The sequence below is a fragment of the Rathayibacter oskolensis genome, from assembly GCF_900177245.1.
Lineage (GTDB): Bacteria > Actinomycetota > Actinomycetes > Actinomycetales > Microbacteriaceae > Rathayibacter > Rathayibacter oskolensis.
The window spans coordinates 365,416-391,741 of record NZ_FXBM01000003.1 but is presented as its reverse complement, the minus strand read 5'-3'; the positions used below and the strand labels follow the sequence as shown (position 1 = coordinate 391,741).

The window sequence follows — 26,326 nt, the reverse complement described above, 5'->3', positions numbered from 1 at the left end:
GGGGAGCCGATCGGTTCCCTGCGGTGGAGCGAGTGCGGGATGCCGCACGCCTCCAGCCTAGGGAGTCCCGGCCGTCGCAGCGGGAGGCGGAGAGCCGTTGCATCGGACGAGGGGGCGGGCCTACCGTGGCCGCATGCCGCATCTCGACGTCCCCGGCGCGAGCCTCCACTGGGAGGCGGACGGCCACGCCTCCGCGCCCGCCCTGCTGCTCGTGCACGCGGGCATCGCCGATCTGCGCATGTGGGATCCGGTCGTCCCCGCGCTCGCCGAGGACCACCTCGTGATCCGGTACGACTCGCGGGGCTTCGGCGGCAGCCGCACCGACGACGTCGACTTCGACGAGCGCGCCGACGCCCTCGCCGTGCTCGAGCACCTGGGCGTCGAGCGGGCGAGCGTGATCGGCTGCTCGCGCGGCGGCTCCCTCGTTCTCGATCTGACGATCGCGCACCCCGACCGGGTGTCGGGTCTCGTCACGATCTGCCCGGGGGTCGACGGCTTCCCGTACGCCGATCTGACCGAAGAGGAGGATCGGCGCTTCGACGAGATCGACACCGTGCTGAAGTCGGGCGACCACGAGCGCGTCGCGCGCATGGAGGCGGAGCTGTGGGCCTTCGGGCCGGACCGCGACGAGTCCTCGCTCGATCCCTCGTTCGTCGAGACGGTCCGCGAGCTCGCCACGGGCCGCCGAGGGCACGAGCACGAGAAGCCGCGGCCGATCGATCTCGACCCGCCCGCCTACGAGCGCGTCGTCGACATCGCCGTGCCGACGCTCGTGATGGTGGGCGCGCACGACATCTCGGAGTCGTTCCCCGTCTACGAGTACCTCGCGACGGCGATCCCCGGGGCCTCCGGCGCCGTCTTCGAGACCGCCGCGCACCTCCCGAGCGTCGAGAGGCCGGAGGAGTTCCTCTCGGTCCTCCGGCCGTGGCTCGCCGAGCACGGGATCTGAGCCGCAGCCCGACGGTCCCGCTCTAGGCGACTTCCGCCAGATCGAACGCCCAGTCGCAGTAGAGGCTCGGCGGCTCGCCCTGCTCGACCACGTCGACGCGATCGAAGCCGACCTCGACGCAGAGCGCGCTGTCGTCCTGGTCGTCCGCGCGGACGAACGCGTGCACGAAGCGCGGCACGGGGAACTCCGCCGCCTCTTCGAGCAGCAGCCGCACCGCCCGCGCCGCGACGCCGCGCGCGCGAGCCTCGGGATCGAGGCTCCAGGTCGTCTCGTAGGCGAGGACACCGCGAGAGTGTCCGTACCAGTAGCCGATGGAGCCGACGCAGTGACCGTCGAGCTCGATCGCGTAGAAGAACTCGGTTCCCTCGGCCCAACCGCGCAGGTAGCGGTCGTGCAGGAGGCGGACCTCGTCTTCGTTCCCGAGACCCGGTTGCGACTGCGCGGAGATGCTGCGGAGCGCTGCGGCGTCCACCTGCGGCCAGGGCAGGAGGCGGAGGGTCTCGGACTGCTGATCGATGCTGACTGTTCTGTGGTCGCTTCCGGGTTCGGGTCCCGTCACGCGCTCCGATCCTCTCTCTCAGGATGGCTCGTCGATCGCGCCTCTCCGCCAGGTTCTTCGGAGTCTGCGCTCGATCGGATGGCCGCACTCGGGATGCGGCCTCGATATGTCGCCCCATCCTCGACCCCAGCGCTGGGGCCTCGCAGGGCTGTCATCGAACTTAGCCCCGGAAGGGGGGTCCTAACTGCGAAAGCCCTGGTCAAGGGCTGGCCGACTCGTCCACGCCCTCCCACGGCGGAGTCGTGCGCGGTACCACCCGGGCTCGCCGGAACGCTCCGGTCGAACGCAACACACCTGCGCGTCCGCGCCCGTACGCTCTGAGTCGGGTCGTTTCCGACCCGTTCCACCCGGGATCACGAGCGTGAGGAGGATCACCATGTCGCAATTCGTGCAGAGCACAGTCGTCGGAGAACCCGAGGTCGTCGAGGACGGCATCGAGACCTCCTCGGCCTGGCGGGCGCTGAAGGCGGCTGTCGAGGCGCTGCAGCCGATGCAGTCACAGGACGGCTCGCTGGCCGACGCCGCGCGCCTCCCGGAGGCGAGGGCCGAGGTCGAGCGGATCGCCCTCGGGATCCGAGCGCTCGCGCCCGCGTTCCCGCACGACTCCGGCTATCTCGGCGCCCTCGTCGCAGATCTCGAGCGCTGGAGCGCGGAGGGTCTCGGCGTACCCGACTTCCTCGACTCGCTCCAGGCGTTCCAGCCCCAGCTCGAGCGCGTCGACGGCCGGAGGCACCTCGTGGTCTTCCCGATGTACACGCAGAACGGCAGCCGCGACCGCCACGTCGAGGCCGTGCTCGTCGAGGTCGTCTGGCCCCGCTTCGTCGCGGAGCTCGAGGCCGGCGACTACTCGAACGCGATGTTCGTCCCCGTCCGCTTCGTCGACTTCACCGCCGGCTACGACACCGACAGCGCGGTGCTCTTCCCCGAGACGGTCGCGATGCGGGCCGTCCCCTCGTTCACCTGGGGGGCGATCTTCGCCGACCGGGAGGCGGCGCGGTTCCGCCGCGTCGTCACCGCCGCCGCCGAGATCACCCGCCTCGAGCTGCCGGAGGACGCGCAGCGCCTGCTCGCCGATCAGCGGCTGGCGGAGGAGTCCTTCGTGATGTGGGACCTCATCCACGACCGTACCCACATGCGCGGCGATCTTCCCTTCGATCCGTTCATGATCAAGCAGCGGATGCCGTTCTTCCTCTACTCGCTGGAGGAGCTGCGCTGCGACCTCACGGCGTTCCGCGAGGCCGTGGCGATCGAGCGGAGGCTCGCCCTGGTCGACGGGCGGAGCGGGGAAGAGGAGGCGCTCGCCGAGCGCGCCCGTTTCGTGCAGTACGCGATCCTCTTCGACCGGATCTTCCGCTTCCCCCTGACCGGAGGGCGCGTGCGGAACTACGACGGCCTGGGCGGGCAGCTCCTCTTCGCCTGGCTGCACCAGCGCGGCGTGCTGCACTGGACCGACACCCGGCTCGCCTTCGAGTGGGAGAGCCTCGCCGACGTCGTGGTCGCCCTCTCGGACGCGATCGACGAGCTCTACTGGCGATCGATCGATCGCCCGAAGACGGCGCACTGGCTGGCCGCCCACGCGCTGATCGCGTCGGTCCTGACGCCGCACCCCGCGTCGGCGTGGGCCCGCGGGCTGCCCGACGAGGTGCTGCTCGGGGCCCCGCGCGGCCTCACCGACGCGGTGCTGGACGACGAGTTCCCGCTGTCGATGTTCTACGAGGCCCTCGGCAAGAAGATGGGCGACGTCATCGCCTCGACGGCGGGCATCACCGGACGAGGCTGAGGGCGGGGGTCTCGATACGCCGCTGCGCGGCTGCTCGACCAGCAGGCAGGGCGCGAGACGCCGCTGCGGCGTATCGGGACCGACCTCCGACGTCACCTCCGCCCCGCCGCCCGACGGCCGTCGGATAGCGTGGACACCATGTCCCAGAGCACCGCCGCCGCCGACCCGTTCGACGACGGCTGGTCGAGACGCCCGCCGGGCCGCGTCAACCACCTCCGCGACGCGATCGGAGCGGCCGTCCTCCTCGTCGCGACCCTCGCCTCCGTGGCGCTCTACACCTCAGCGGGGTTCCCCGACGCCGCACATCCCTTCGTGAGCGCCCTGTGGGCAGTCGGGATGACCCTCCCGCTCGCGCTGCGGAGGAGGTTCCCCGCGACGGTCGCGATCGCTCTCGCCGTCGTCTACACGCTCGGCCTGATCCTGCAGGTCCCGGAGTCGCTGTTCAACCAGATCTGCCTGTTCCTCGCCATCTACACCGTGGGAGCGTGGGGGCGGAACCGCCGCGTCGCCCTCGCGGTCAGGATGGTGATCGCGGTGGCGATGCTCGGCTGGGTCGTGAGCTCGATCGTGACGGGCGACTGGATGGGGCGGACGGTGCCCACCTCCGACTCCGACGGCGTGCTCTCGCCCTACATCGCCGAGTCGGCGCTCGTGCTGCTCGTCAACCTGCTCTACTTCGGCAGCGCCTACGTCTTCGGCGAGGCCTCGTGGCAGTCGGCGCGGCGGCTCGAGGCGCTCGAGGCCCGCACCGCCGAGCTCGACGACGAGCGCGAGCGCTCCTCGCGACAGGCGGTGACGTCGGAGCGCCTGCGGATCGCGCGCGAGCTGCACGACGTCGTCGCGCACCACGTCAGCGTGATGGGAGTGCAGGCGGGAGCCGCCCGCCGCGTCCTCGCGCGCGACCCCGAGAAGGCCGCCCGGTCGCTGAGCGCGATCGAGAACGACGCGCGCTCGGCGATCGAGGAGCTGCACCGGATCCTCGTCGCGCTCCGGGCCGAGGAGGCGACCGCGAGCCCTCTCACCGACGCGGCGTCGACCAGGGGCGTCGCGCAGCTCGAGGAGCTCGTCGCGGCCTCGACCGGCTCCGGACTGCCCACGGTGTTCCGCGAGTCCGGGACCGCGCGGCCCATCCCGGCCACGGTGGGCCTCAGCCTCTACCGCATCGCCCAGGAGTCGCTCACCAACGTCCGCAAGCACGCTGGGCCCGGAGCGCACGCCGAGGTGCGCCTGCGCTACCTCGCCGCCGCGATCGAGCTCGAGGTGGCCGACGACGGAGGGACGGGGCCGCACCCGAGCACCCCCGCGTCCTGCGGACTCGGCCAGACCGGCATGCGCGAGCGCGCCGCGGCCGTCGGCGGGTGGGTCGAGACCGGCCCGCGCGGCGAGGGCTACCTCGTGCACGCGCACGTCCCGCTGACCCCCGTCCGCGGCGACGACGGGGAGGCGGCTCCCGAGCGGGTAGCGTCGCCTGGGGCGTCGAGGGGGCGCCAGGATCGAGCGAGCGGGGGCCGCGCATGACCGGGGACATCCGCGTCCTCCTGGTGGACGACCAGGAGCTCGTCCGGGCCGGCTTCCGGATCATCCTCGAGTCGGAGCCCGGCATCGTCATCGTCGGAGAGGCGCGCAACGGCGCCGAGGCGATCGAGCGCGCTGCGGAGTTCTGCCCCGACGTGATCTGCATGGACGTGCAGATGCCCGGGATGGACGGTCTCGCCGCGACCCGCGAGATCGTCAAGGACCCCCGGCTGTGCTCGAGCGTGCTGATCCTCACCACCTTCGATCGCGACGACTACCTGTTCGACGCGCTGTCGGCCGGGGCGAGCGGCTTCCTGCTGAAGAACTCCTCGCCGGAGGACCTCGTCGAGGCCGTCCAGGTGGTCGCCCGCGGGGACGCCATGCTCGCGCCCGACGTGACCCGCCGCGTGATCGAGCGCTTCGCGGCGGATCCGGCGCGACCGGCTCCGGAGCACCCGGGCATCGCCGAGCTCACCGACCGCGAGCGGGAGGTCCTGGTGCACCTCGCGCGCGGCTGGTCGAACGCCGAGATCGCGTCCGAGCTGTTCGTCGGCGAGGCGACCGTCAAGACGCACGTGTCGAAGATCCTGATGAAGCTGCGGGTCCGCGACCGGATCCAGGCCGTCGTGTTCGCCTACGAGCACGGGATCGCGGTGCCGGGGCGGCCTTAGGGCTGCAGCACTCGCACGGCGTGGCCGGGCACCCGGCGACTCAGCGCCGGGGCGCCTGCTGGGCCGCGCGCGGCGGGATGCGGCGGACGAACTCCATCCGGATGTCGGGGACGATCTTGCGATCGAGGACGACGGTCATGTAGCGCCCGTCGACCCGCGCACCGATCGCGACGACATCGGGATCGGTGTCGACGCGGTAGCCGCGCAGCGCCTCCCCGTCGACGACGACCGGCACCCCGCGCACGACGTCCTCGTCGCGCAGGGCGGCGGCGACCACCGGCATCCCTCCCCGCCGGGTGCGGACCCGGCCGGGGAACGTGTTGCGGAGCACATCGCCCATGTGCGCGGCGAGCCGCGACTCGAGGGGCCGGGACCGCTCGGCGGGGATGGGCACGGAGGTGCGCACCGCCTCCCAGAGGACCGGGTACCGCATCCGGGTCACCTGGTCGACCATCCACGGCGGGAGGTGGTCGTTCTCGGCGCGCTCGATGGCGCGCTTCTGCTCCGGAGTGAGCGGGACCTGGTTGACGGGATCGGCGCGATTGCGCGGATTCCGGAAGAACGAGTACGAGAGGGAGATCTCGACGAACCGCCCGAGCGCCATGGTCTGAGCCGCCGCGAACTCCTCGAGTCGGGGCTGCGGGGCGAACGCGAGGACGGGATCGCCGAAGCGAGCCGCGATCTCGTCCACCCCGGGAGGGGCGGGCATGTCGCGGACTGCCCCCGAAGTGTCCATGCGCATAGGACAAGAGTGGCCTGCTGCCCAGCCGATACCAACTTCTTGACGGCAATCCGCTTTCGGGTCGTTGGACGTTCACACGAGCGAAACACTCGCGCCCGCTCCGAGGGGCCCCGGGGAAGGGCCGGGCGAGGGGCTGCGAAGATGGGGGGATGAGCGCTCTGCACGATCCGGACCTCCGCGGTTTCGCCTCCGACAACTACTCCGGAGTGCACGAGGAGGTGCTCGCCGCGATCGCGGCCGCGAACGGCGCGCACCAGGTCGCCTACGGCGAGGATGTCTACACCGAGGGCCTGCAGCACGCGTTCCGCCGCGAGTTCGGCGAGCAGGCAGAGGCCTTCCCCGTCTTCAACGGCACGGGTGCGAACGTCACGGGGCTGCAGTCGATGCTGCCCCGCTGGGGCGCCGTCGTCTCGGCGGGGACCGCCCACATCAACTCCGACGAGGGAGGCGCGCCCGAGAAGGTCGGCGGCATCAAGATCCTCACGGTCGACACTCCCGACGGCAAGCTCACGCCCGCTCTCGTCGACGAGCAGGCCTGGGGGTTCGGCGACGAGCACCGCGCCCAGCCGCTCGTCGTCTCGATCACCCAGTCGACCGAGCTGGGCACCGTCTACTCGCCCGAGGAGGTGCGGGCGCTCGCCGAGCACGCGCACTCCCGCGGCATGCGGCTGCATATGGACGGCGCTCGGATCGCGAACGCGGCCGCGGCGCTCGCGGTGCCCCTGCGCGCCTTCACCACCGACGCGGGCGTCGACGTGCTGTCGTTCGGCGGGACGAAGAACGGCATGCTGCTCGGCGAGGCGATCGTGGTGCTCGACCCCGAGGCGTCGAGCGGGCTGACCTTCCTCCGGAAGACCAACATGCAGCTCTCGTCGAAGATGCGGTTCATCTCGGCGCAGTTCCTCGCGATGCTGGGCGACGGGTCGGGGGTGCCGCTGTGGCTGCGCTCGGCGCGGCACGCGAACGCGATGGCCGCGCGCCTCCGCTCGCACCTCGACGACGCCGTCGCGGCCGGCCGGATCGAGGGCCTGGCCTTCACGCAGCCGACCCAGGCGAACGCCGTGTTCGCCACGCTGCCCGCGGGCGTCGCCGACCGACTCCGCGAGGGCTACCGCTTCTACGACTGGAACCCGGCGACCGGAGAGGTGCGCTGGGTCTGCTCCTTCGACACCACCGAGGCCGACATCGACGCGTTCACGGCGGCGATCGAGCGCGAGCTGGCGGCATGAGGGCACGGGCGGTCGCCGCGGGCGTCGCGCTGCTCGTCGCGCTCGCGGGGTGCACGGCCGCCGAGCCGACGGCCGACGGGAGCGGCACCCCGTCCGCGACCGCGTCGCCCTCACCCTCGCCCTCGCCCTCGCCCTCCGAGCTGGACTGCGACGAGCTGCTGCCCGACTCCCGCGCGGCGGCCGCCCTCGAACTGCCCGAGCGCGATCTGGAGGGGACCCGCGACGTCGCCGTGCGCGGCTCGGCCGAGCTGATCCGCGAGGCCGCCCAGGAGAACGGCGGCCTGCTCGTCTGCTCCTGGTACCAGACGGACGGACACGCATCGATCTCCGCCTCCGCCGTCGAGGACGCGGCCGACGAGTTCGCGGCGGTCGGCCACTCCGGCACGCGGCTCGCGACCGACGTCGAGGCCTACGGCGACTGCTCCGTCGACCTCTGCGACATCGACGTGCTCACCGGCTCGACCTGGATCACGATCGAGCTGACCAGCGCGCCCGCCTCGGTCGACCTCGCCTCCCTCGCCGCCGACACCGCCGGAGCGGCCGTCGGATCGCTCGAGGAGCCGATCACGGCCACCGCGCCTCTCTGCGCCGACCTGCTCACCCCGGAGCAGCTGACGACGACGGCGGGACTCGCCCAGGCGGCGCCCGGGGCGGGGACCGAGGGGACGACTCCGGAGACCGCCGCCGGTGCCGCGGCCGCCCGGGCGGGATACGCCTCGTGCACGTGGACCGACGCGACGAGCAGCGCCTATGCGGGCGTGACCGTCGACGCGCTCCCGAACGGCGAGGAGGGCTGGCGGAACCTCTCGCTGACCTCGGGGCTCGCGATCCCGCTCGAGCCGCTCGACGGTCTCGGCGAGCGGGCGCTCTCGGGCTGCGACGACACCTCGTGCGAGGTCGACGTGCTGGCCGGCGACGTCTGGTGGCGCGTGCTCGTCACGGGCGACGCCTCCCGGGCCGACGCGGTCGCCCGCGCCCTCCTCGCGGCGGACTAGTCCGCAGCGGGGCGCCAGTACTCGTACCAGGACGACTCGCGGCAGCCGAGCGAGGCGTAGAGGCGGCGGGCGCCCGCATTGCCGGCGAGCACCTGGATCCAGAACCGATCGCCCCGCGCCCGCTCGAGCAGCGCCCGGATGATCGCGGAGGCGTGGCCGCGGCGCCGTGCGTCGGGTCGCGTCGCGAGCGCGAAGAGGCCGCTCCAGCGCTCCCCCTCCGGCGTCGTCGCGTGGGCGAGCCTGCCGCAGGCCGCAGCTCCGCGCTCGTCGCGCAGCAGGGCGTAGGAGGCGTCGCAGCCCGTCAGGATCCGTCGCGCGACCTCGCGCTCGGCCGCGCCTCCGCGCCCGTCGACCGACCACCAGAGGTCGAGCCACTCGTCGCCCGGCTCGGCGGCGGTCTCGACGACCGCGTCCGAGGAGGGGAGCGCGGCGAGCGCCTCCGCGGCAGACCCGGTCAGCACCTCGGTGCGGCCCTGCGGCGCGTAGCCGCGGGCGGCGAGGCGCTCGGGCAGGTCGGCCGGGAGCGTCGCCGGGCCGAGCTGGAAGAGCGGGGGGATCGCCTGCTCGCGGGCGAACGCCTCCGCCGCGCCGACGGCGTGCCCGATGTCGGCGACGGGCCCGGAGGTGAGCACCGAGTTCGCGCGCTGGGTCACCCCGGAGGCGGCGCGCAGCTGCCACCCGCCGAGGTCGCGGCGCACGAGCGGCGGCCAGGCGTCGGCGGCGAGGCGGTCGAGGAGGCGCGGATCCATCCGCTCACGGTAGCGGCGGGGCGGCGGGCACCCCTGGCTCGCAGGAACGGCTTCGGCTCGTGGGGACACGGTCGGCTCGTGGCTTCGGCTCGCCGAAACACGTTCGGCTCGCGGGAACCGAGCGATCGGACGCGAGCCGAAGCCCCACCGCAACTCTTTTTACATGCCGATTCGACAGTCGAAGAATCGCGGCCATTTTTGACATGTCCGGTATCTTCCGAGGATGAGCTGGGATCCGGACCGTCCGTTCAACGACCTCCCCCTCCTTCCACCCGCGCACGAACTCGAGACGCGCGCGGTGCTGAAGCGCACCATCGCGGCCCGGGCGGCGCTCGCTTCGCTCGAGCAGGCGTCGCGTTCCCTCCCGAACCCCGCCGTCCTGGTCAACAGCATTCAGCTGCTCGAGGCCCAGGCGAGCTCGGAGATCGAGAACATCGTCACCACCTCGGACGAGCTTTTCCGGTTCGCTCACGACGAGGAGACGGCGTCGGATCCCGCGACTCGCGAAGCTCTCCGCTATCGTCGCGCGCTCTTCGAAGGTTTCGCGCTCGTCTCCCGCCGCGCCGTCACTGCACGCACCGCCGCAGACGTCTGCTCCATCATCAAGCAGCACGACATGACCATCCGAGACCGTCCGGGGACCTTCATCGGCGATCCTGTCACCGGCCAGCGCGCGTACACCCCGCCCGTCGGACGTTCGACGATCACCGGTCTCCTCTCGAACTGGGAGGACTTCATCCACCAGTACGGCGATCTCGATCCTCTGGTCGCGATGTCCGCCGCGCACTACCAGTTCGAGGCGATCCACCCGTTCGAGGACGGGAACGGCAGGACCGGACGAGTCATGAACGTGCTGATCCTCGTCGAGCACGGGCTCCTCTCGCTGCCGATCCTCTACCTCTCGCGCTACATCATCCGCAACAAGAGCGAGTACTACCGGCTCCTGCTCGCCGTGACGGCGGAGGAGGCCTGGGAGGAGTGGCTGCTCTTCATGCTGGAGGGGATCCGCGAGACCTCGCTGTGGACGCTCGCGACGATCGACGGCATCTCGGCCCTTCAGGAGCAGGTCCGCGCCGCGATGCGCGGAGCCCTGTCGGGTGGAGCCAACGCCGACCTGCTGGAAGCGCTGTTCGAGGAGCCCTACTGCCGCATCCGCACGGTGATGGAACGCTGTCGCGTTTCACGACCGACAGCGACCTCCTGGCTGTCGGCGCTGGCCGACCGCGGAGTGCTGATCGATGTGCGTGCGGGTCGGGAGCGCCTCTTCGTGAACAGGGCCTTCCTCCGGCTCCTGCAACAGGACCACGGGCCCGACTCAGGGAGTCCGACAAGAGGCGAGGAGCCGGTCCTGTTCTAGGGAGGGTCGCTGCGTCCCGGGCGGGAACGGCTCCGGCCGCAGGAACGTTCGGCTCGCGGAAACACGTTCGGCTCGCGGGAACCGGGCGATCGGACGAGCCGAACCGGATTCCGCGAGCCGAACGTGGTCGCAGGCGCCTGCCTACAGGTTGATCATGTGCCCCTTGAGGCCGTGGAAGCCCTCCTGGAGCGCCTCCGACAGCGTCGGGTGGGTGTGCACGTTGCGCGCGAGCTCGGTCGCGGTGAGGTCCCACTTCTGAGCGAGCGTGAGCTCGGGCAGCAGCTCCGAGACGTCGGGGCCGATCATGTGGCCGCCGAGGAGCTCGCCGTACTTCTTGCTCGCGATGAGCTTCACGAAGCCGGTCGGCTCGCCGAGGCCGTGGGCCTTGCCGTTCGCCATGAAGGGGAACGTGGTGACGGTGATCTCGTGGCCCTCGTCGGTCGCCTGCTTCTCCGTGAGGCCGAAGGAGGCGATCTGCGGCTGGCAGAAGGTCGCGCGGGGCATCATGCGGTAGTCGCCGAGCGTCTGAGTCTCGGCACCGGCGATGGTCTCGGCGGCGACGACGCCCTGCGCCTCCGCGACGTGCGCGAGCTGCAGCTTCGCGGTGACGTCGCCGATGGCGTAGATGTTGGGGACGTTGGTGCGCATGTAGTCGTCGATCGCGATCGCGCCGCGCTCGGTGAGCTCGACGCCGGTCTTCTCGAGCCCGAACCCCTCGACGCGCGGGACCCAGCCGATCGACATGAGGACCTTGTCGACCTCGAGGGTCGACTGCGTGCCGTCCTTCGCGGTGTAGGTGACGGTGACGTAGCCGTCCTTGTCGACGACCGACTCCACCTTGGTCGAGGTGAGGATCTCGACGCCGAGCTTCTTGTACTGCTTCTGGATCTCCTTGGAGACGTCCGGGTCCTCGTTGGGGAGGGCGCGGTCCATGAACTCGATGATCGTGACGTCGACGCCGTAGTTCTTCAGGACGTAGGCGAACTCCATGCCGATCGCGCCGGCTCCGACGATCGCCATCGTGTCGGGCAGATCGCGCGTCATGATCTGCGTCTCGTAGGTGACGACGTTCTCGCTCAGCTCGACTCCGGGCAGGAGGCGGACGCTCGCGCCGGTCGCGATGATCGCGTCGTCGAAGGTGATCGACTCCGTGCCGCCCTTGCTGAACTCGACATCGAGGCCCTTCGGGCCGGTGAAGGAGCCGGTGCCGTCGAACTCGGTGATCTTGTTCTTCTTCATCAGGAAGTGGACGCCCTTGACGCGGCCCTCGGCGACGCTCCGGCTGCGGTCGAACGCCGCGCCGAAGTCGAAGGAGACGTCGCCCGAGATGCCGAACTGCTTGGCCTGCGAGTGGAAGATGTGGGCGAGCTCGGCGTTGCGCAGAAGAGCCTTGGACGGGATGCAGCCGACGTTGAGGCAGACACCGCCCCAGTACTGCTTCTCGACGACGGCGACGGACTTCCCGAGCTGAGCGGCGCGGATCGCGGCCACGTAACCGCCGGGACCTGCCCCCAGGACGACGACGTCGAAGTGCTGGGCCATGGATGATCCTCCATCAGATTCGTGATCATGGGAGCGCGGGGAACCACGCCGTCTACCACCGTACCGTTTCGGGCCGACGCCACCCCGTGCTCCTCCGTGGGCGAACGCGCCGGGTGGGAATGCCCGCATCGCGCCGGTGGTTGGCGTCGGTGGGCGACGAGGCCCTCCCCTTTCTCGGCACCTCAGGAAAGATGCTCCTCATGACCCTCACCGCCCCGCGGACCGCCTCCACCAGCGCCCCCATCCTCGAGGTCCTCGCCGAGCGCTGGAGCCCTCGGTCGTACGACTCCTCGGTCGAGATCTCGGACGAGACGCTGACCTCCCTGCTCGAAGCGGCGCGCTGGTCGCCCTCGGCCAGCAACACCCAGCCGTGGCGCTTCATCGTCGCGCGCCGCGGCACGCCCGAGTTCGACCGGATCGTCGCGAACCTGATGGGCTTCAACGCCGTCTGGGCCGGGTCGGCCGCCGTGCTGATCGTCGCGCTGACCGAGACCGTCGACGCCGAGGGCAAGGCCCGCCCGTGGGCCGTGTACGACCTCGGCCAGGCGGTCGCGCACCTCAGTATCCAGGCGCACCACGAGGGGCTGCACGTGCACCAGATGGCCGGCTTCGAGAAGGACGGCATCCGGGACGCGTTCGGCGTCGACGAGCGCTTCGAGCCGGTGACCGTCGCGGCCGTGGGCGTCCTCGCCGCTCCCGAGGAGCTGCCGAACGACAAGCTCCGCGAGCGCGAGATCGCGCCGCGCACCCGCCTGGGCCTCGACGAACTGGTGCTCGTCCGGTCGTAGCCGCCGCGCGGCTCTGTTACTCCGCGTTTCATCACGGAATCGGATGAGTCGAGGCGCGTCCGTACGATCGGGAGCGTCCGCCCGCCCGCCCCGCCGCCACGGAGCCCCATGCCCGACACGCCCACCCGCACGAGCCTGGCTTTCGACGCCGAGCTCGGTCAGTCGGCGTTCCCGGTGCGCTTCGAGGGTGTCGGCCGCACCTTCGCGCCCGGCTCCCCCGTGCTCGCCGACGTCTCGCTCGACGTCACCCCGGGCGAGGTCATCGCGATCCTCGGACCGAGCGGCTGTGGCAAGTCGACTCTGCTGAGGATCGCCGCCGGCCTCGACACGGCGAGCGCCGGCTCGGTGCTCATCGACGGGCGCCCGGTGTCGGGCATCGACCCGCGCTGCGCGGTGGCCTTCCAGGAGCCGCGACTGCTGCCCTGGCGGACCCTCGAGGCGAACGTCGCGCTCGGGCTGCCCCGCGGCACGCCCCGGGCCGCCGCTCGAGCCGCCGTCGACGAGCTGCTCTCGCTGGTCGGGCTGACGGCGCACGCCCGTTCCCGGCCACGCGAGGTCTCGGGAGGCATGGCGCAGCGCGCCTCGCTCGCCCGCGCCCTCGCGCGGAACCCCGGTGTCCTGCTGCTCGACGAGCCGTTCGGCGCGCTCGACGCCCTGACGCGCCTGCGCATGCAGGATCTGCTGCTCGACGTGCACGCGGCCGCGCCCGCCACGATCCTGCTGGTGACGCACGACGTCGACGAGGCGCTGCAGCTGGCCGATCGCATCGTGCTGCTCGGCCGCGACGAGCCGGGAGGCGTCTCGCGGATCACGCGGATCATGACGGTCCCCGGCACCCGTCCCCGCGATCGCGGCTCGGCGGAGCTCGCCGAGAGGCGCGCCGATCTGCTCGCCGGCCTGGGCATCGAGCGGCACTAGTCCTCCCCAGGCGCCGCCGACCGGAGGCACTCCCCCGATCGTCCTCGTCGTCCCCCTCCGCTCCTCCCCCGTCCCCCACGCTCGTTCCCACCCGCAACCGCACCGAAGTCGAGGCACCATGTCGTTCCCCACCGCTCACCCGCTCACGCGTCGCACCGCTCTCGCCGGCCTCCTCACCGCCGCGGCCGTCCCCCTCCTCGCCGGCTGCGTGCAGGGAGAGGGCTCGGGCGGCGCTGCGGCCGCCCCCGCCTCCTCCGGCGCGCTCACCCAGGGCGGGACGCTGACGCTCGACTTCGCCACCTACAACCCGCTCAGCCTCGTCATCAAGGAGAAGGGCTGGCTCGAGGCGGCGCTGGCCGAGCAGGAGGTCACGGTGGCGTGGGTGCAGTCGGCCGGATCGAACAAGGCCAACGAGGCGCTGCGCGCCGGCGCGATCGACGTCGGCTCGACAGCCGGCTCGGCGGCCCTCCTCGCCCGCTCGAACGGCTCGCCGATCAAGACGATCGACATCTTCTCGCAGCCGGAGTGGGCGGCCCTCGTCGTCCCCGCCGGCTCGAGCATCACCGGTGTCGAGCAGCTCGCCGGCAAGCAGATCGCCGCAACGAAGGGCACCGACCCCTACTTCTTCCTCGTGCAGGCGCTCGAGGAGGCCGGGCTCGGGATCGACGACGTCACCGTGCAGAACCTCCAGCACGCCGACGGCTGGGCCGCCCTGCAGAACGGCTCGGTCGACGCCTGGGCGGGTCTGGACCCGATCATGGCGGGCGCGGAGGCGGCGGGGGCGACGCTGCTCTACCGCAACGTCGACTTCAACTCCTACGGCCTGCTGAACGCGACCGAGAGCTTCCTCGCCGAGAAGCCCGACCTCGCGCAGACCGTCGTGAACGCCTACGAGCACGCGCGCGCCTGGGCTCTCGAGAACCAGGAGGAGACCGCGTCGATCCTCGCCTCCGTCGCGGGCATCGACGTCGCCGTCGCCACCACGGTGATCACCGAGCGCAGCAACCTCGACGTCGACAACGTCCCCGGTTCGGCGCAGACCGATGTGCTGGCCGTGATCGGACCGATCTTCTTCGAGAACGGCGATGTCGCTTCGCAGAGCCAGATCGACGAGGCGCTCGACTCCCTGCTCGACGACACCTACGCGACCGCGGCCGACCCCGACGCCATCGGCGCCTGAGCGCCCTTCCGGCTGATTCCCCCTTCCAGATGACGATTCCCAGTCCGAGTTCGAGTTCGAGGAGACGACGATGGCGATCCGAGACGACGAGAGCCTGAGCGATGCCGACCTCGTCCGCCGAGGCGGCGGGCTCCTCCAGGGTCCGGGCTCTGTGGGCGCGGCGATCGTCGGTCCGCGCGTCGAGGCCTCGCAGAGGCGGCTCCGCGACGACGAGGCGGGCGGGGGCCGGCCGCTGTCCTCGCGGCGCTGGTTCGTCCTCGTGGGCGGGGCGATCCTGCCGATCGTGCTGCTCGCCGCCTGGCAGTTCGTGACGACCGCGGGGCTGGTGTCGCTGTCGGTCTTCCCCTCCCCCGCCATGGTCTGGGCAGCCGGGATCGACCTCGCCCAGCGCGGCGACCTGGGGCAGGACGTCGCGATCTCGACCCAGAGGGTGCTGATCGGGTTCGGGATCGGCTCGGCGCTCGGTCTCGTCGTCGGCGCGCTCTTCGGGCTCTCGCGGGTCTGGGAGGTCGTCCTCGGGCCGACCCTCGGCGCGATCCGCGCGGTCCCGTCGCTGGCCTGGGTGCCGCTGCTGCTGCTCTGGCTGGGCATCGGCGAGGAGTCGAAGATCACGCTGATCACGATCGGCGCCTTCTTCCCGGTGTTCACCACCGTCGCGACGGCGCTCGGGCACGTCGACCGCCACCTCGTCGAGGCGGGGCGGGCGTTCGGACTGTCGGGGGTGCGGCTGTTCACCACGGTGCAGCTGCCCGCGGTGGTGCCGTCGGTGATCGCCGGACTGCGTCTGGCGCTCGCGCAGTCGTGGCTGTTCCTCGTCGCCTCCGAGCTGATCGCGTCGTCGATGGGCCTCGGGTTCCGGCTCATCGACAGCCAGAACAACGGGCGCATCGACCGGGTGTTCCTCGCGATCATCCTGCTCGCGGTGCTGGGCAAGCTCACCGACGCGGTGGTCGGCGTCTTCCAGCGCTACGCCGTGAAGAAGTGGGCGTGAGCGAGATCCCCGCCCGGCTCCCCGAAGGACGTGCACGATGACCGAGACGATCGCGAACCTCCTCGACGAGACCCGCCGGTTCCCCGCACCGGAGGCGTTCGCCCGAGCGGCGAACGTGGGGCCCGAGGAGTACGCGCGGGCGTCGGCCGACCCGGTCGCCTTCTGGGAGGAGGCCGCCCGCCGTCTCGACTGGGCGGAGCCCTGGCACACCGCGCACCGCTGGGAGCCCGCCGTGACGCAGGAGGACGGCACCCTCTCGGTCCCCCGGGCGACCTGGTTCGAGGGCGGCCGGCTCAACGTGGCGGTCAACTGCGTCGACCGGCACGTGGACGCGGGCCGGGGCGACACGATCGCCCTGCACTTCGAGGGGGAGCGCGGCGACCGGCGCTCGATCTCGTACGCCGAGCTGCAGCGCGACGTCGCCCGCGCGGCTCACGCGCTGACGGCGCTCGGGATCGGTGCGGGCGACCGCGTCGTGGTCTATCTGCCGGTCATCCCCGAGACCGTCGTGATCACCCTGGCGATCGCGCGCATCGGAGCGATCCACTCGCTGGTCTTCGGCGGCTTCTCGGCCGAGGCGGTGCGGTTCCGCGTCGAGGACACCGGGGCGAAGCTCCTCGTCACCACCGACGGGCAGTTCCGCCGCGGCAAGGCCGTGCCGGTGAAGGCGAACGCCGACCACGCGGTCTCGGGCGACAACTCGATCGAGCACGTGCTGGTCGTCCGCCGCACGGGCGACGAGACTCCCGACATCCCCTGGACGCCCGGTCGCGACGTCTGGTGGCACGAGGTGGTCGACCCGCAGAGCGACGTGCACGAGGCCGAGGCCTTCGACGCCGAGACGCCGCTGTTCATCATCTACACCTCGGGCACCACCGGGAAGCCCAAGGGACTCGTCCACACCAGCGGCGGCTACCTGACCCAGGCCTCGTGGACGCACTGGGCCGTCTTCGACGTGAAGCCCGGCGACGTGCACTGGTGCACCGCCGATCTCGCCTGGGTCACCGCGCACACGTACGAGATCTACGGGCCGCTCTCGAACGGGCTCACCCAGGTGATCTACGAGGGCACGCCGAACACCCCGCACACGGGCCGGCACTTCGAGATCATCGAGCGCTACGGAGTGACGGTCTACTACACCGCGCCGACCCTGATCCGCACGCTCATGACCTGGTTCCCCGAGGGGGTGCCGGCCGGGTACGACCTCTCGAGCCTGCGCCTGCTCGGCACCGTCGGCGAGTCGATCAACCCGGAGGCGTGGGTCTGGTTCCACGAGCGCCTCGGCGCGGGGCGCTGCCCGATCGTCGACACCTGGTGGCAGTCCGAGACGGGAGCGGCGGTCATGTGCCCGCTCCCCGGCGTCTCGACGCTGAAGCCCGGCTCCTCCCTCGGGGCGCTGCCGGGCCTCGGCACGCTCGTCGTGGACGACGCGGGCGACCGGGTGCCGAACGGCTCAGGAGGCTACCTGGTCGTCGACCGCACCGGCCCGGCCCTCGCTCGGACGGTCTGGGGCGACCCCGCGCGGTACCGCGACTCCTACTGGGCCCGGTTCGCCGAGAAGGGGTACTTCTTCTCGGGCGACGGCGCGAAGTACGACGACGACGGCGACATCTGGGTGCTGGGGCGCGTGGACGACGTGATCAACGTCTCCGGGCACCGCCTGTCGACGATCGAGATCGAGTCGGCGCTCGTCGCGCACCCGTCGGTCGGCGAGGCAGGGGTCGTCGGAGTCGCCGACGCGATGACCGGGCAGGCGATCGCCGCGTTCGTGATCCCCTCCGACGACTCCGTCGACCGCGGACGCGACGACCCCGCCTACTGGAACGCCCTGTCCGACTCCGTGTCGGCCCTGCTGCGCGACCACGTGGCCGCGGCGATCGGGCCGATCGCCAAGCCCCGCGACGTCGTCGTCGTCCCCGACCTGCCCAAGACCCGCTCGGGCAAGATCATGCGACGGCTTCTGGGCGACATCCGCGACGGACGCGCGCTGGGAGACGTGACGAGCCTCCAGGACGACACGGTGCCCGAGCGCATCGCGCGGATCGTCGCGGAGCGGGGCTGACGCTTGCCCCGCGGGCGCGGCGAGGACGGTGTCGCCCGCCGTTGCGCCGCTGTGCTCGAGGGCTGCGCCGCGGTGCCTGCGGGTAGCGCCGCAGCGCCCGGGTATCGCTCCGATGCCTGCGGGTCCGCCGAACAAGCCGCCCACCTCTCGGCTCCGGGAGTAGCGTGGAGCCGTGCGTGACCTCCAGCAGCAGATCATCTCCGAGCTCCACGTCTCCCCCACCGTCGACCCGGCCGCCGAGGTCGAACGACGCAGCGGCTTCCTCGCCGACTACCTCCGACACACCGGGGCCTCGGGCCTCGTCCTCGGCATCAGCGGCGGCCAGGACTCGAGCCTGGCCGGGCGGCTCTGCCAGCTCGCCGTCGAGAAGGTACGCGCGAGCGGAGGCGACGCCTCCTTCATCGCGGTGCGCCTGCCGTACCGCGTCCAGGCCGACGAGGCCGACGCGCAGCTCGCGCTGACGTTCATCCGCCCCGACCGCCAGATCGCGTTCGACATCCACCAGGCGGTCGACGGCATCGCCGCGGCGTTCGGCGACGCCGTCGGCGAGCCGATCTCGGACTTCGTCAAGGGCAACGTGAAGGCACGCGCCCGGATGGTCGCGCAGTACGCGATCGCGGGCCAGCAGGGCATGCTCGTCGTCGGCACCGACCACGCGGCCGAGGCGGTCACCGGCTTCTTCACGAAGTACGGCGACGGCGGGGCCGACGTGCTCCCGCTGACCGGCCTCACCAAGCGGCAGGGCCGCGCCCTGCTCGAGCACCTCGACGCGCCGGCCCGCCTCTACGAGAAGGCGCCCACCGCCGACCTCCTCGACGACAACCCCGGTCAGACGGACGAGTCGAACCTCGGCCTCGTGTACGCCGATCTCGACACCTACCTCGAGGGCGGCGACGTCGCCCCCGAGGTCGCGGAGGCGATCGAGGCCCGCTACGCGGCGACCGAGCACAAGCGCCAGGTGCCGCTGTCGATGTTCGACGACTGGTGGCGCTGACCACTCGCTCGAGGGGCAGGGCGAGTTCACCGGGAGGCGGGTCTCGATGTGCCACTGTGCGGTCAGCGCGCGTGCGGGCTGTCACCTGGATGACGGCTCCGCCTCCTGACGAGTCGTCCGTGAACCTGCTGGTCGAATAGTCGCCGCAGGCGGCGTCTCGAGACCGGCCTCCCTCCGAGCGCCGGTCGCCTACTCTCACGGCACGGCGGGGGTCAGGTGGTGGCCGCGCGGGCGTTGTAGACGAGGGCCGCGCCCTCGTCCACCTGGGCGCGGTAGGCGCGGAAGACGGCGAGCGCCTCGTCGCGCAGCACGCCGTCGACCACCTCGATGCCGCGGGCTTCGAGGGCGGCGGCCCAGTCCTCGCGCATCGGCCCCTCGTCGAAGGTCGAGATCTCCTCGAGCTCCGGGCCGGAGCCGGCGACCACGAGGCGGCGCACGCCCGACCAGAGGGTGGCGCCGTAGCACTGCACGCAGGGCCGCCAGTTGACCACCAGCTCGTGCGCGGGAAGGCCCTCGCCGCCGAGGTCCCAGCCGCCGATCGCCGTCTGCGCGAGGCCCAGCGCCGTCACCTCGGCGTGCCCCGACGAGACTCCGCTGCCGAGGACCACGTTCACCCCCACCGAGACGAGGCGGCCGGAGTCGCGCTCGACGACGATCGCGGCGAACGGTCCGCCGTTGCCCTCGCGGAAATTGCGGTCGGCCAGGGCGTGGACGAGCGCCATGCGGTCCTCGAGCCCGGGGAGGTACTCGGGGACGTCGCGCACGGCGTCCTCGATCCAGGCGGGCAGGGCGATCTCGTATCGGGTGGCGAGCTGGTCGATGTTCACGGGCGTCCTCCTGGGTGGGCTGTCTGATGGGCGGGTCGGTGGCCGGCGTGCGACCAGCGGGTGATCGCAGCCGGATGCGCGATGCCTCCGCGCAGAAGGTCGGCGGACGCGCGGATCCCCTGCAGATCGTACGAGCTCCTGCAGAGCGCACGGGGTCCTGCAGAACTCACGAGGACCCGCAGAACGTACGAGGACCTCCGGACCGGAGCCCGCCTCCGACGAGGCGCGCGGTCCAGTGCCTGCTGATCGAGCAGCCCACGGAGCGGGCGTCTCGAGATCCACCCCGCGAGGGACGGCTCGACCCGGGCGCTACGGACGCACGAGGGTCTTGATCGCGCGGCGCTCGTCCATGGCGGCGTACGCCTCGGCGATGTCGTCGAGCGGCAGCTCGAGGTCGAAGACCAGGCCGGGCTCGATCGCACCGCTCAGGACGTCGGGGAGCAGTTCGGCCATGTAGCCGCGGACGGGCGCGACGCCGCCGTTCACTCCGACGTTCGACCCGAACATCTGGCGCACCGGCAGTTCGGGGCCGCCGTTGGGGACGCCGACGTAGCCGACCATCCCGCCGGGGCGCGCCGAGTCGAGGGCCTGCTGCATCGACTCCTTGGTGCCGACGCACTCGAGGACGCAGTCGGCCCCGATGCCGCCGGTCAGCTCGCGGACCCGCGCGACTCCCTCGTCGCCGCGTGCCTCGACGATGTGCGTCGCGCCGAAGCGGGTGGCGAGCGCCTGGCGGGAGGCGTGCCGCGACATCGCGATGATCGTGGTCGCCCCGAGGCGCTTCGCCGCGAGGACGGCGCAGAGGCCGACCGCACCGTCGCCGACCACCGCGACGACCGAGCCGCTGGTGACTCCGGCCGAGACCGCCGCGTGGTGACCGGTGCCCATGACGTCGGCCAGCGTCAGCAGGCTCGGGATGAGCGCGGGGTCGGGATCGGTGCCGACGCGGAAGAGGGTGCCGTCGGCCAGCGGCACCCGCACCTTCTCGCCCTGGGCGCCGTCGGCGAAGCCCTGCTCGCCGACCTCGGATCCCCACCAGCCGCCGGTGAGGCACGAGGTCGAGACGCCGTTGAGGCAGTTGGCGCAGGTGCCGTCGCAGACGTAGAAGGGCGCGATCACGAAGTCGCCCGGTGCGACGTCGTGGACGTCGTCGCCGACCGCCTCGACGACTCCGACGAACTCGTGGCCGATGCGGTGCGCCTGCTTCGTGGGGACGACGCCGCGGTAGGGCCAGAGGTCGGAGCCGCAGACGCAGGCCGCAGTGACGCGGACGATCGCATCGCGTCCGGTCGAGAGCACGGGGTCGGGGACCTCCTCGAGTCGGATGTCGCGCTCGCCGTGGATGAGTGTTGCTCGCATGGAGGCTCCCGGTCGGAGTGGATGGAGTTCCACGGTACGCCCGGCGTAGGAGCGGGCCGGCTGCGCGGGGTGGGGCTTGCGGGCCGGGTGGTGCGGGGGCACTCGTGAGGTGCGCACGTGCTGGTGCGATGTGCAGGAGCTGGTGCTGTTCGCACGAGCTGGTTCTGTTCGCAGGAGCTGCTGCGAACCGCAGGACCTGGAGCGATCCGCGGGAGATCGGCGACGATCCGCCCGTGTTCCCTGACGATCCGGGTAGTTGAACCCGGATCGCCTGCAGATCAGACGTGCACCTGCAGACCGCACGAGCACCTGCACATCGCACCAGCGCCTGCAGACCGCACCAGCGCCTGCACATCGCACCGGCGCCGGCTGCGCGTGCGTGCCGGGATGCGGCGGCCCAGCGCGGCGCTCAGAGCGGAGCCTCCTCCCAGCCGTCGCGGCCGACGACGACGTGCGCGAGGAACCGCAGCCCGCACGCCTCCGCCCCCTCGGCGAGCGCGCGGGTCGCCTCGCGGTCGGAGGGGAGGACGCGTGCGTCGCCCGGGTGGCTGTGGGCGAGCGCCACGGCCGCCGCGCCCCGCGCGAGCACTTCGGCCAGCACGGCGGGGACGGGCAGCTCGGCGTGCGCGGGCGGCCCGTCGGCGAGAGTGAGCACGTCGCGCACCGCGCCGGCGTCGGTGAGCGCGACCGCCAGGACGGTCTCGTGCGGTCGCGCGGCCAGGAGGGGGGTCACCAGCGCCGCGAGGGTCGTGGCGTCGACGACGCGGGCGGCGCGACCGGCGCGGTTCATCCTCCGGCGCAGCTCGAAGGAGGCGACGATGCGGCAGGCCGCGACCTCGCCGATGCCGCGGTGGCGGGTGAGATCGGCGACCCCTGCCCGCGAGACGGCGTCGATGCCTCCGAATCGCGCGAGCAGCTGCTGGGCGACGACGGTCGCGTTCGCGCCGCGCACCCCGGCGCCGATCAGGATCGCGAGCGTCTCGGCATCGGTCAACGACGCGGGGCCGTGCGCCCGGAGCCGCTCGCGCGGGCGCTCCTCGGGAGCGAGGTCGGACATCCGGAGGCTCGCGGGCGTGTCGATCGGGGAGGACATGCGGCGAAACTACCCACCCGCGCCCCCCGCCGACCCGCGGATCCGCGCACCTGTGGACGACCCCGCCACGACCCCACCCTGTGGAGGCACCGCTCGCGCCGAGTCCGCGAGAGTTGTCGCACTCGGGGGTCGAGTACGACAACTTCTGCGGAGTCGGCGAGCGGAGTAGGCAGCTGCCCGGTCAGGCGGAGGCGGTCAGCCCGGCCGACACGGCGAGTGAGTCGCCGTCGTCGGACACGTCGACCAGCACCACGTCGCCGTCGCGGATCGACCCGTCGAGCAGCGCGGTCGCGAGCTCGTCGTCGATCTCGTGCTGCATCAGGCGGCGCAGCGGCCGCGCCCCGTACTGCGGGTCGTAGCCGCGCTCCGCGAGCCAGCCGCGAGCGCTCGGCGTGACCGCCAGCTCGAGGCGACGCTCCGACAGCCGCCGCGACAGCCGGTCGACGTAGAGCGAGACGATCTCGCCGAGCTCGGTCCGATCGAGCGCCTGGAAGATCACGATGTCGTCGAGGCGGTTCACGAACTCGGGCTTGAAGGCCTGGCGCACCATCTGCTGCACCGCCTCCTCCTTCTGCGGCCGCGACAGCGTCGGGTCGATCAGGAACTGCGAGCCCAGGTTCGACGTCAGGATGAGGATCGTGTTGCGGAAGTCGACCGTCCGGCCCTGCCCATCGGTGAGCCGCCCGTCGTCGAGCACCTGCAGCAGCACGTCGAACACCTCGGGGTGCGCCTTCTCGACCTCGTCGAGCAGGACCACCGAGTAGGGCCGGCGGCGCACCGCCTCGGTCAGCTGGCCGCCCTGCTCGTAGCCGATGTAGCCGGGAGGGGCGCCCACGAGCCGCGAGACGGCGAACTTCTCGCCGTACTCGGACATGTCGATGCGCACCATCGCCTTCTCGTCGTCGAAGAGATGGTCGGCGAGCGCCTTCGCCAGCTCGGTCTTGCCGACACCGGTCGGACCGAGGAAGAGGAAGGAGCCAGTGGGCCGGTCGGGGTCGGAGATGCCCGCGCGGGTGCGGCGGACCGCGTCCGACACCGCGGACACCGCCTCGTCCTGCCCGATCAGGCGACGGTGCAGCTCGGTCTCGAGGTGCAGCAGCTTCTCGGTCTCGCCCTGGAGGAGCCGGCCGACGGGGATGCCGGTCCACGCGGCGATGACCGCGGCGATGTCGTCGGCCGTCACCTGCTCGTTGACCATGCGGCCCTCCGCGGGCTCCTCCTCCTTCTCGGCGGCGGCCAGATCGCGCTCGATCACGGGGATGTCGCCGTAGAGCAGGCGGGAGGCGCGCTCGAGCTTGCCCTCGCGCTGGGCGCGCTCGGCCTCGATCCGCAGGGCGTCGAGCTTGTTCTTGAGCTCGCCGACGCGGTTGAGGGAGGCGCGCTCGCGCTCCCAGCGCTGCTGCAGCTCGTCGAGCTGGGCGCCGCGCCGGGCGAGATCCTCGCGCAGCTTCTCGAGCCGCGCCTTCGATGCCTCGTCCTTCTCCTTCTTCAGGGCAAGCTCCTCGAGCTTCAGCCGGTCGACGGAGCGGCGCAGCTCGTCGATCTCGACGGGCGCGGAGTCGATCTCCATCCGCAGGCGCGAGGCGGCCTCGTCGATGAGGTCGATGGCCTTGTCGGGCAGCTGGCGGGCGGTGATGTAGCGGTTCGAGAGCGAGGCCGCGGCGACGAGCGCCGCATCCGCGATCGCGACCTTGTGGTGCGCCTCGTAGCGCTCCTTCAGCCCGCGCAGGATCGCGACCGTGTCCTCGACGGTCGGCTCGCCGACGAACACCTGCTGGAAGCGGCGCTCGAGCGCGGCATCCTTCTCGATGTACTGGCGGTACTCGTCGAGCGTGGTCGCACCGATCATCCGGAGCTCGCCGCGGGCGAGCATGGGCTTGAGCATGTTCGCCGCCGCGACGGAGCCGTCGCCGCCGCCCGCGCCCATCAGGGTGTGCAGCTCGTCGATGAAGGTGATGATGCGGCCGTCGGAGTCGTTGATCTCCTTCAGGACGGCCTTCAGACGCTCCTCGAACTCGCCGCGGTACTTCGCGCCCGCGATGAGCGCGGAGAGGTCGAGGCTGACGAGTCGCTTGTCCTTCAGGCTGTCGGCGACGTCGCCCGCGACGATGCGCTGGGCGAGCCCCTCGACCACGGCCGTCTTGCCGACGCCGGGCTCGCCGATGAGGACGGGGTTGTTCTTGGTGCGCCGCGTGAGCACCTGGCTGACGCGTCGGATCTCGGCGTCGCGACCGATGACCGGGTCGAGCCTGCCGCTCGCCGCGATCGCGGTCAGATCGACGCCGTACTGCTCGAGAGCGGACTTCTCGTCCTGCTGACCGGCCTGCATGCTGGTGGTCTCCTCCGTTGAGTTCGAAAAGTTGAGGTCAACTGACTCAACTTTACCTCGCCTCGAGGTATTCCCAGAGGCTCAGGCGGTCAGCAGGCCCCCACCGGAACCCGCGCGCAGGGTCTGCAGCGCATCGCGCAGGATCACCCGGAGTCGGAACTCGCCGATCCCGGTGAGCTGGGCGATCTCGGGCTGGGAGTAGCGGCCGGCGACGGCGAGGAGGAGGAGTTCGCGGTCGGGGCAGTCGAGCGCCAGCAGACCGTCGCCCAGCGGACGGCGCACGTGGCCCCGCGCCTCGCCGAGAGTCGTGCAGAGCACCTCGAGCAGCCAGAGCACCGGCTCCTCGGAGCGGGCACCCTCTGCGGCGCGTCGCCAGACGTTCGCGAATCCCTCGGCGCAGAGCCGGTCGCGGACGGCCGGCTCGTCGTGCACCGCGGACACGGAAGCGGTGAACAGCGTGCCGAAGCGGTCGAAGAGCTCGGCCAGCGCGGAGCGGTCGCCCGCTGCAGCGGCTCGCAGGAGTCGCGAGGCGGTGTCGACCAGCACGGAGCGACCTCGCCCCGCGCCGTCGGTGCCCGCACTCATCCGATCAGAGTGTCACTGGAAAGACGGCAGCGGCACCTATTGCGCACAGCGACCGGCCGGAGTATCACCCCCGATCGGGCCACAAGCGCAGGGGATCGCCCCGCAGAGCCATACGCAGCCACGGAACGAGCGCGCCGGGGTGCGCCCCCGGAATCGTCAGGACCCCGTGCTTCTGCACAGGAGCGGGTCAGAGGCGCGGCCAGCGGGCCCGGGCGAAGCAGAAGACTCCGTAGGCGATCAGGCCCACAGCCACCAGACCCAGCAGGGCGACACCGAAGGGCAGCTCTACGACCGTCTTGAGCGCCTCGTCGAGTCCGCCGGCCTGCTCCGGGTCGTGCTGCACCGCGGCGACAACGATGAGCACGCCGAGGACGGCCAGCACGATCCCCTTGGCGATGTAGCCCACGATCCCGAGCCACGTGACGACGCGGCCGGCAGTGCCCGCGGGCTCGGCGATGTTCGTGAGGAACTTCCTGCTCGCGCCGCGGTAGACGAAGACACCGCCGACGGCGAGGACGGCGAGGCCCGCGATCACGAGCAGCACCACTCCTCCGGGCGCCGAGAGGACCTGCGCGCTCGCGCTCTCGGAGGTCTGCGACGAGCTCGAGCTGCCGCCCATCGCGAAGCGGAGCGCGGTCGCCCCCAGCGCGGCGTAGACGACGGCCTTGGCCGCCTCCTTCAGGCGGCTGCCCCACTTCTCGGCGGTGCTGTCGCCTCCGGAGACCAGGAAGGCCTCGAGGATGCCCCAGAGCGCCAGACCGAAGAGGCCGATCGTGCAGACCCACAGCACGACGACTCCGCCGGGCTGCGCGGCGAGCGTGCCGAGCGCGCCGGTCTGGTCGGCCTCGCCTCCGCCGCCGCCCGCCACTCCGAGAGCGATCACGCCGATCAGGATGTGGACGAGTCCGTTCGCGGCGTAGCCGAACCGTGCGAGCGTCCGCACCGCCGTCGAATCCTGCGCCTCGTTCGCCGTCTGCTTCGCCTGGTTGCCCGCCTGAGTATTCACAGGCTGGACCGTACGCGTTTCCACATCTCCGCACAGCCCCTTGCGTCGCTCCGATCAGCGACCCGCCCTGCATCGAGACCGGTGCCGCGCGCGGCCCTCCACCGGT

23 protein-coding genes are annotated in these 26,326 nt (G+C 71.8%); 13 read left to right on the top strand and 10 right to left on the bottom strand.

Annotated elements, in window-relative coordinates; genetic code table 11:
* The first annotated feature begins 133 nt into the window (after window positions 1-133).
* Window positions 134-949 carry an alpha/beta fold hydrolase gene (locus B9Y99_RS16850; protein WP_085477775.1) on the top strand — a complete coding sequence of 272 codons (816 nt, stop codon included), beginning with the start codon at window positions 134-136 and terminating at the stop codon, window positions 947-949.
* A 22-nt stretch (window positions 950-971) separates the two neighbouring features.
* Here B9Y99_RS16850 and B9Y99_RS16845 read toward each other — a convergent pair whose 3' ends face one another.
* The gene (locus tag B9Y99_RS16845; protein ID WP_085477774.1) at window positions 972-1,508 is read right to left on the bottom strand and encodes a GNAT family N-acetyltransferase; all 537 of its coding nucleotides are present in this window, start codon (window positions 1,506-1,508) and stop codon (window positions 972-974) included.
* 376 nt (window positions 1,509-1,884) lie between these two features.
* Between B9Y99_RS16845 and B9Y99_RS16840 the strand changes: the two genes are divergently transcribed.
* The 3 genes from B9Y99_RS16840 (at window position 1,885) to B9Y99_RS16830 (ending at window position 5,474) form a co-directional block, all read left to right on the top strand.
* On the top strand, window positions 1,885-3,288 hold the full coding sequence (locus B9Y99_RS16840) for a DUF6421 family protein (protein ID WP_085477773.1): 1,404 nt from the start codon (window positions 1,885-1,887) through the stop codon (window positions 3,286-3,288).
* A gap of 138 nt (window positions 3,289-3,426) precedes the next feature.
* Window positions 3,427-4,806: a sensor histidine kinase gene (locus B9Y99_RS16835; protein WP_085477772.1), complete on the top strand. Its 1,380-nt coding sequence runs from the start codon at window positions 3,427-3,429 to the stop codon at window positions 4,804-4,806.
* Window positions 4,803-5,474 carry a response regulator gene (locus B9Y99_RS16830; RefSeq protein WP_085477771.1) on the top strand — a complete coding sequence of 224 codons (672 nt, stop codon included), beginning with the start codon at window positions 4,803-4,805 and terminating at the stop codon, window positions 5,472-5,474. The genes B9Y99_RS16835 and B9Y99_RS16830 overlap by 4 nt, the downstream gene beginning before the upstream one ends.
* Window positions 5,475-5,514: 40 nt before the next feature.
* On the opposite strand, the gene B9Y99_RS16825 is transcribed toward B9Y99_RS16830, so the two are convergent.
* Complete coding sequence (locus B9Y99_RS16825) at window positions 5,515-6,216, bottom strand: hypothetical protein (protein WP_129588102.1); 702 nt, start codon at window positions 6,214-6,216, stop codon at window positions 5,515-5,517.
* A 149-nt stretch (window positions 6,217-6,365) separates the two neighbouring features.
* Between B9Y99_RS16825 and B9Y99_RS16820 the strand changes: the two genes are divergently transcribed.
* Together B9Y99_RS16820 and B9Y99_RS16815 are read left to right on the top strand one after the other, a co-directional pair.
* On the top strand, window positions 6,366-7,445 hold the full coding sequence (locus B9Y99_RS16820) for a threonine aldolase family protein (RefSeq protein ID WP_085477769.1): 1,080 nt from the start codon (window positions 6,366-6,368) through the stop codon (window positions 7,443-7,445).
* Complete coding sequence (locus tag B9Y99_RS16815; protein ID WP_085477768.1) at window positions 7,442-8,440, top strand: hypothetical protein; 999 nt, start codon at window positions 7,442-7,444, stop codon at window positions 8,438-8,440. Before B9Y99_RS16820 ends, B9Y99_RS16815 begins: the two co-directional genes overlap by 4 nt.
* On the opposite strand, the gene B9Y99_RS16810 is transcribed toward B9Y99_RS16815, so the two are convergent.
* Entirely contained in the window at window positions 8,437-9,189 is a 753-nt protein-coding gene (locus tag B9Y99_RS16810) for a GNAT family N-acetyltransferase (RefSeq protein ID WP_085477767.1), read from the bottom strand. The genes B9Y99_RS16815 and B9Y99_RS16810 overlap by 4 nt on opposite strands.
* Window positions 9,190-9,412: 223 nt before the next feature.
* On the opposite strand from B9Y99_RS16810, the gene B9Y99_RS16805 reads away from it, so the two are divergent.
* Window positions 9,413-10,546, top strand: coding sequence for a Fic family protein (locus B9Y99_RS16805; RefSeq protein WP_085477766.1), 1,134 nt, complete (start codon window positions 9,413-9,415; stop codon window positions 10,544-10,546).
* A gap of 141 nt (window positions 10,547-10,687) precedes the next feature.
* Here B9Y99_RS16805 and lpdA read toward each other — a convergent pair whose 3' ends face one another.
* The gene (gene lpdA / locus B9Y99_RS16800; RefSeq protein WP_085477765.1) at window positions 10,688-12,088 is read right to left on the bottom strand and encodes a dihydrolipoyl dehydrogenase; all 1,401 of its coding nucleotides are present in this window, start codon (window positions 12,086-12,088) and stop codon (window positions 10,688-10,690) included.
* Window positions 12,089-12,288: 200 nt separating this feature from the next.
* Here lpdA and B9Y99_RS16795 point away from each other — a divergent pair, with 200 nt between their 5' ends.
* The 6 genes from B9Y99_RS16795 (at window position 12,289) to nadE (ending at window position 19,021) form a co-directional block, all read left to right on the top strand.
* Window positions 12,289-12,876, top strand: coding sequence for a nitroreductase family protein (locus B9Y99_RS16795; protein ID WP_129588101.1), 588 nt, complete (start codon window positions 12,289-12,291; stop codon window positions 12,874-12,876).
* A gap of 108 nt (window positions 12,877-12,984) precedes the next feature.
* The gene (locus tag B9Y99_RS16790) at window positions 12,985-13,794 is read left to right on the top strand and encodes an ABC transporter ATP-binding protein (protein ID WP_085477763.1); all 810 of its coding nucleotides are present in this window, start codon (window positions 12,985-12,987) and stop codon (window positions 13,792-13,794) included.
* Between the two features lie 118 nt (window positions 13,795-13,912).
* Complete coding sequence (locus tag B9Y99_RS16785; protein ID WP_085477762.1) at window positions 13,913-14,974, top strand: aliphatic sulfonate ABC transporter substrate-binding protein; 1,062 nt, start codon at window positions 13,913-13,915, stop codon at window positions 14,972-14,974.
* A 151-nt stretch (window positions 14,975-15,125) separates the two neighbouring features.
* Window positions 15,126-15,965 carry an ABC transporter permease gene (locus B9Y99_RS16780; protein WP_425298494.1) on the top strand — a complete coding sequence of 280 codons (840 nt, stop codon included), beginning with the start codon at window positions 15,126-15,128 and terminating at the stop codon, window positions 15,963-15,965.
* 37 nt (window positions 15,966-16,002) lie between these two features.
* Entirely contained in the window at window positions 16,003-18,027 is a 2,025-nt protein-coding gene (gene acs, locus B9Y99_RS16775) for an acetate--CoA ligase (RefSeq protein ID WP_085477760.1), read from the top strand.
* A gap of 172 nt (window positions 18,028-18,199) precedes the next feature.
* Window positions 18,200-19,021 (top strand): ammonia-dependent NAD(+) synthetase, encoded by an 822-nt coding sequence (gene nadE / locus B9Y99_RS16770; protein ID WP_085477759.1) that lies wholly within the window; start codon window positions 18,200-18,202, stop codon window positions 19,019-19,021.
* 212 nt (window positions 19,022-19,233) lie between these two features.
* Here nadE and B9Y99_RS16765 read toward each other — a convergent pair whose 3' ends face one another.
* From B9Y99_RS16765 to B9Y99_RS16740, 6 genes are all read right to left on the bottom strand, one after another.
* Window positions 19,234-19,848: a nucleoside deaminase gene (locus B9Y99_RS16765; RefSeq protein ID WP_208857002.1), complete on the bottom strand. Its 615-nt coding sequence runs from the start codon at window positions 19,846-19,848 to the stop codon at window positions 19,234-19,236.
* Between the two features lie 309 nt (window positions 19,849-20,157).
* Complete coding sequence (locus tag B9Y99_RS16760) at window positions 20,158-21,207, bottom strand: zinc-dependent alcohol dehydrogenase family protein (RefSeq protein WP_085477758.1); 1,050 nt, start codon at window positions 21,205-21,207, stop codon at window positions 20,158-20,160.
* A 409-nt stretch (window positions 21,208-21,616) separates the two neighbouring features.
* Window positions 21,617-22,300, bottom strand: a complete 684-nt coding sequence (locus B9Y99_RS16755; protein WP_085477757.1) for a JAB domain-containing protein — start codon at window positions 22,298-22,300, stop codon at window positions 21,617-21,619.
* Window positions 22,301-22,481: 181 nt separating this feature from the next.
* The gene (locus B9Y99_RS16750; protein ID WP_085477756.1) at window positions 22,482-24,629 is read right to left on the bottom strand and encodes an ATP-dependent Clp protease ATP-binding subunit; all 2,148 of its coding nucleotides are present in this window, start codon (window positions 24,627-24,629) and stop codon (window positions 22,482-22,484) included.
* Between the two features lie 81 nt (window positions 24,630-24,710).
* The gene (locus B9Y99_RS16745; RefSeq protein WP_085477755.1) at window positions 24,711-25,214 is read right to left on the bottom strand and encodes an RNA polymerase sigma factor; all 504 of its coding nucleotides are present in this window, start codon (window positions 25,212-25,214) and stop codon (window positions 24,711-24,713) included.
* A 187-nt stretch (window positions 25,215-25,401) separates the two neighbouring features.
* Window positions 25,402-26,220, bottom strand: coding sequence for a DUF1206 domain-containing protein (locus tag B9Y99_RS16740; RefSeq protein WP_085477754.1), 819 nt, complete (start codon window positions 26,218-26,220; stop codon window positions 25,402-25,404).
* Window positions 26,221-26,326 lie beyond the last annotated feature (106 nt).

Excerpts from the sequence above, each read along its gene's own strand:
- B9Y99_RS16850 (WP_085477775.1), top strand. The coding sequence starts at position 134 with ATGCCGCATCTCGACGTCCCCGGCGCGAGCCTCCACTGGGAGGCGGAC.
- B9Y99_RS16840 (WP_085477773.1), top strand. The coding sequence starts at position 1,885 with ATGTCGCAATTCGTGCAGAGCACAGTCGTCGGAGAACCCGAGGTCGTC.
- B9Y99_RS16835 (WP_085477772.1), top strand. The coding sequence starts at position 3,427 with ATGTCCCAGAGCACCGCCGCCGCCGACCCGTTCGACGACGGCTGGTCG.
- B9Y99_RS16830 (WP_085477771.1), top strand. The coding sequence starts at position 4,803 with ATGACCGGGGACATCCGCGTCCTCCTGGTGGACGACCAGGAGCTCGTC.
- B9Y99_RS16825 (WP_129588102.1), bottom strand. The coding sequence starts at position 6,216 with ATGCGCATGGACACTTCGGGGGCAGTCCGCGACATGCCCGCCCCTCCC.
- B9Y99_RS16820 (WP_085477769.1), top strand. The coding sequence starts at position 6,366 with ATGAGCGCTCTGCACGATCCGGACCTCCGCGGTTTCGCCTCCGACAAC.
- B9Y99_RS16815 (WP_085477768.1), top strand. The coding sequence starts at position 7,442 with ATGAGGGCACGGGCGGTCGCCGCGGGCGTCGCGCTGCTCGTCGCGCTC.
- B9Y99_RS16810 (WP_085477767.1), bottom strand. The coding sequence starts at position 9,189 with ATGGATCCGCGCCTCCTCGACCGCCTCGCCGCCGACGCCTGGCCGCCG.
- B9Y99_RS16805 (WP_085477766.1), top strand. The coding sequence starts at position 9,413 with ATGAGCTGGGATCCGGACCGTCCGTTCAACGACCTCCCCCTCCTTCCA.
- lpdA (WP_085477765.1), bottom strand. The coding sequence starts at position 12,088 with ATGGCCCAGCACTTCGACGTCGTCGTCCTGGGGGCAGGTCCCGGCGGT.
- B9Y99_RS16795 (WP_129588101.1), top strand. The coding sequence starts at position 12,289 with ATGACCCTCACCGCCCCGCGGACCGCCTCCACCAGCGCCCCCATCCTC.
- B9Y99_RS16790 (WP_085477763.1), top strand. The coding sequence starts at position 12,985 with ATGCCCGACACGCCCACCCGCACGAGCCTGGCTTTCGACGCCGAGCTC.
- B9Y99_RS16785 (WP_085477762.1), top strand. The coding sequence starts at position 13,913 with ATGTCGTTCCCCACCGCTCACCCGCTCACGCGTCGCACCGCTCTCGCC.
- acs (WP_085477760.1), top strand. The coding sequence starts at position 16,003 with ATGACCGAGACGATCGCGAACCTCCTCGACGAGACCCGCCGGTTCCCC.
- B9Y99_RS16760 (WP_085477758.1), bottom strand. The coding sequence starts at position 21,207 with ATGCGAGCAACACTCATCCACGGCGAGCGCGACATCCGACTCGAGGAG.
- B9Y99_RS16755 (WP_085477757.1), bottom strand. The coding sequence starts at position 22,300 with ATGTCCTCCCCGATCGACACGCCCGCGAGCCTCCGGATGTCCGACCTC.
- B9Y99_RS16750 (WP_085477756.1), bottom strand. The coding sequence starts at position 24,629 with ATGCAGGCCGGTCAGCAGGACGAGAAGTCCGCTCTCGAGCAGTACGGC.
- B9Y99_RS16745 (WP_085477755.1), bottom strand. The coding sequence starts at position 25,214 with ATGAGTGCGGGCACCGACGGCGCGGGGCGAGGTCGCTCCGTGCTGGTC.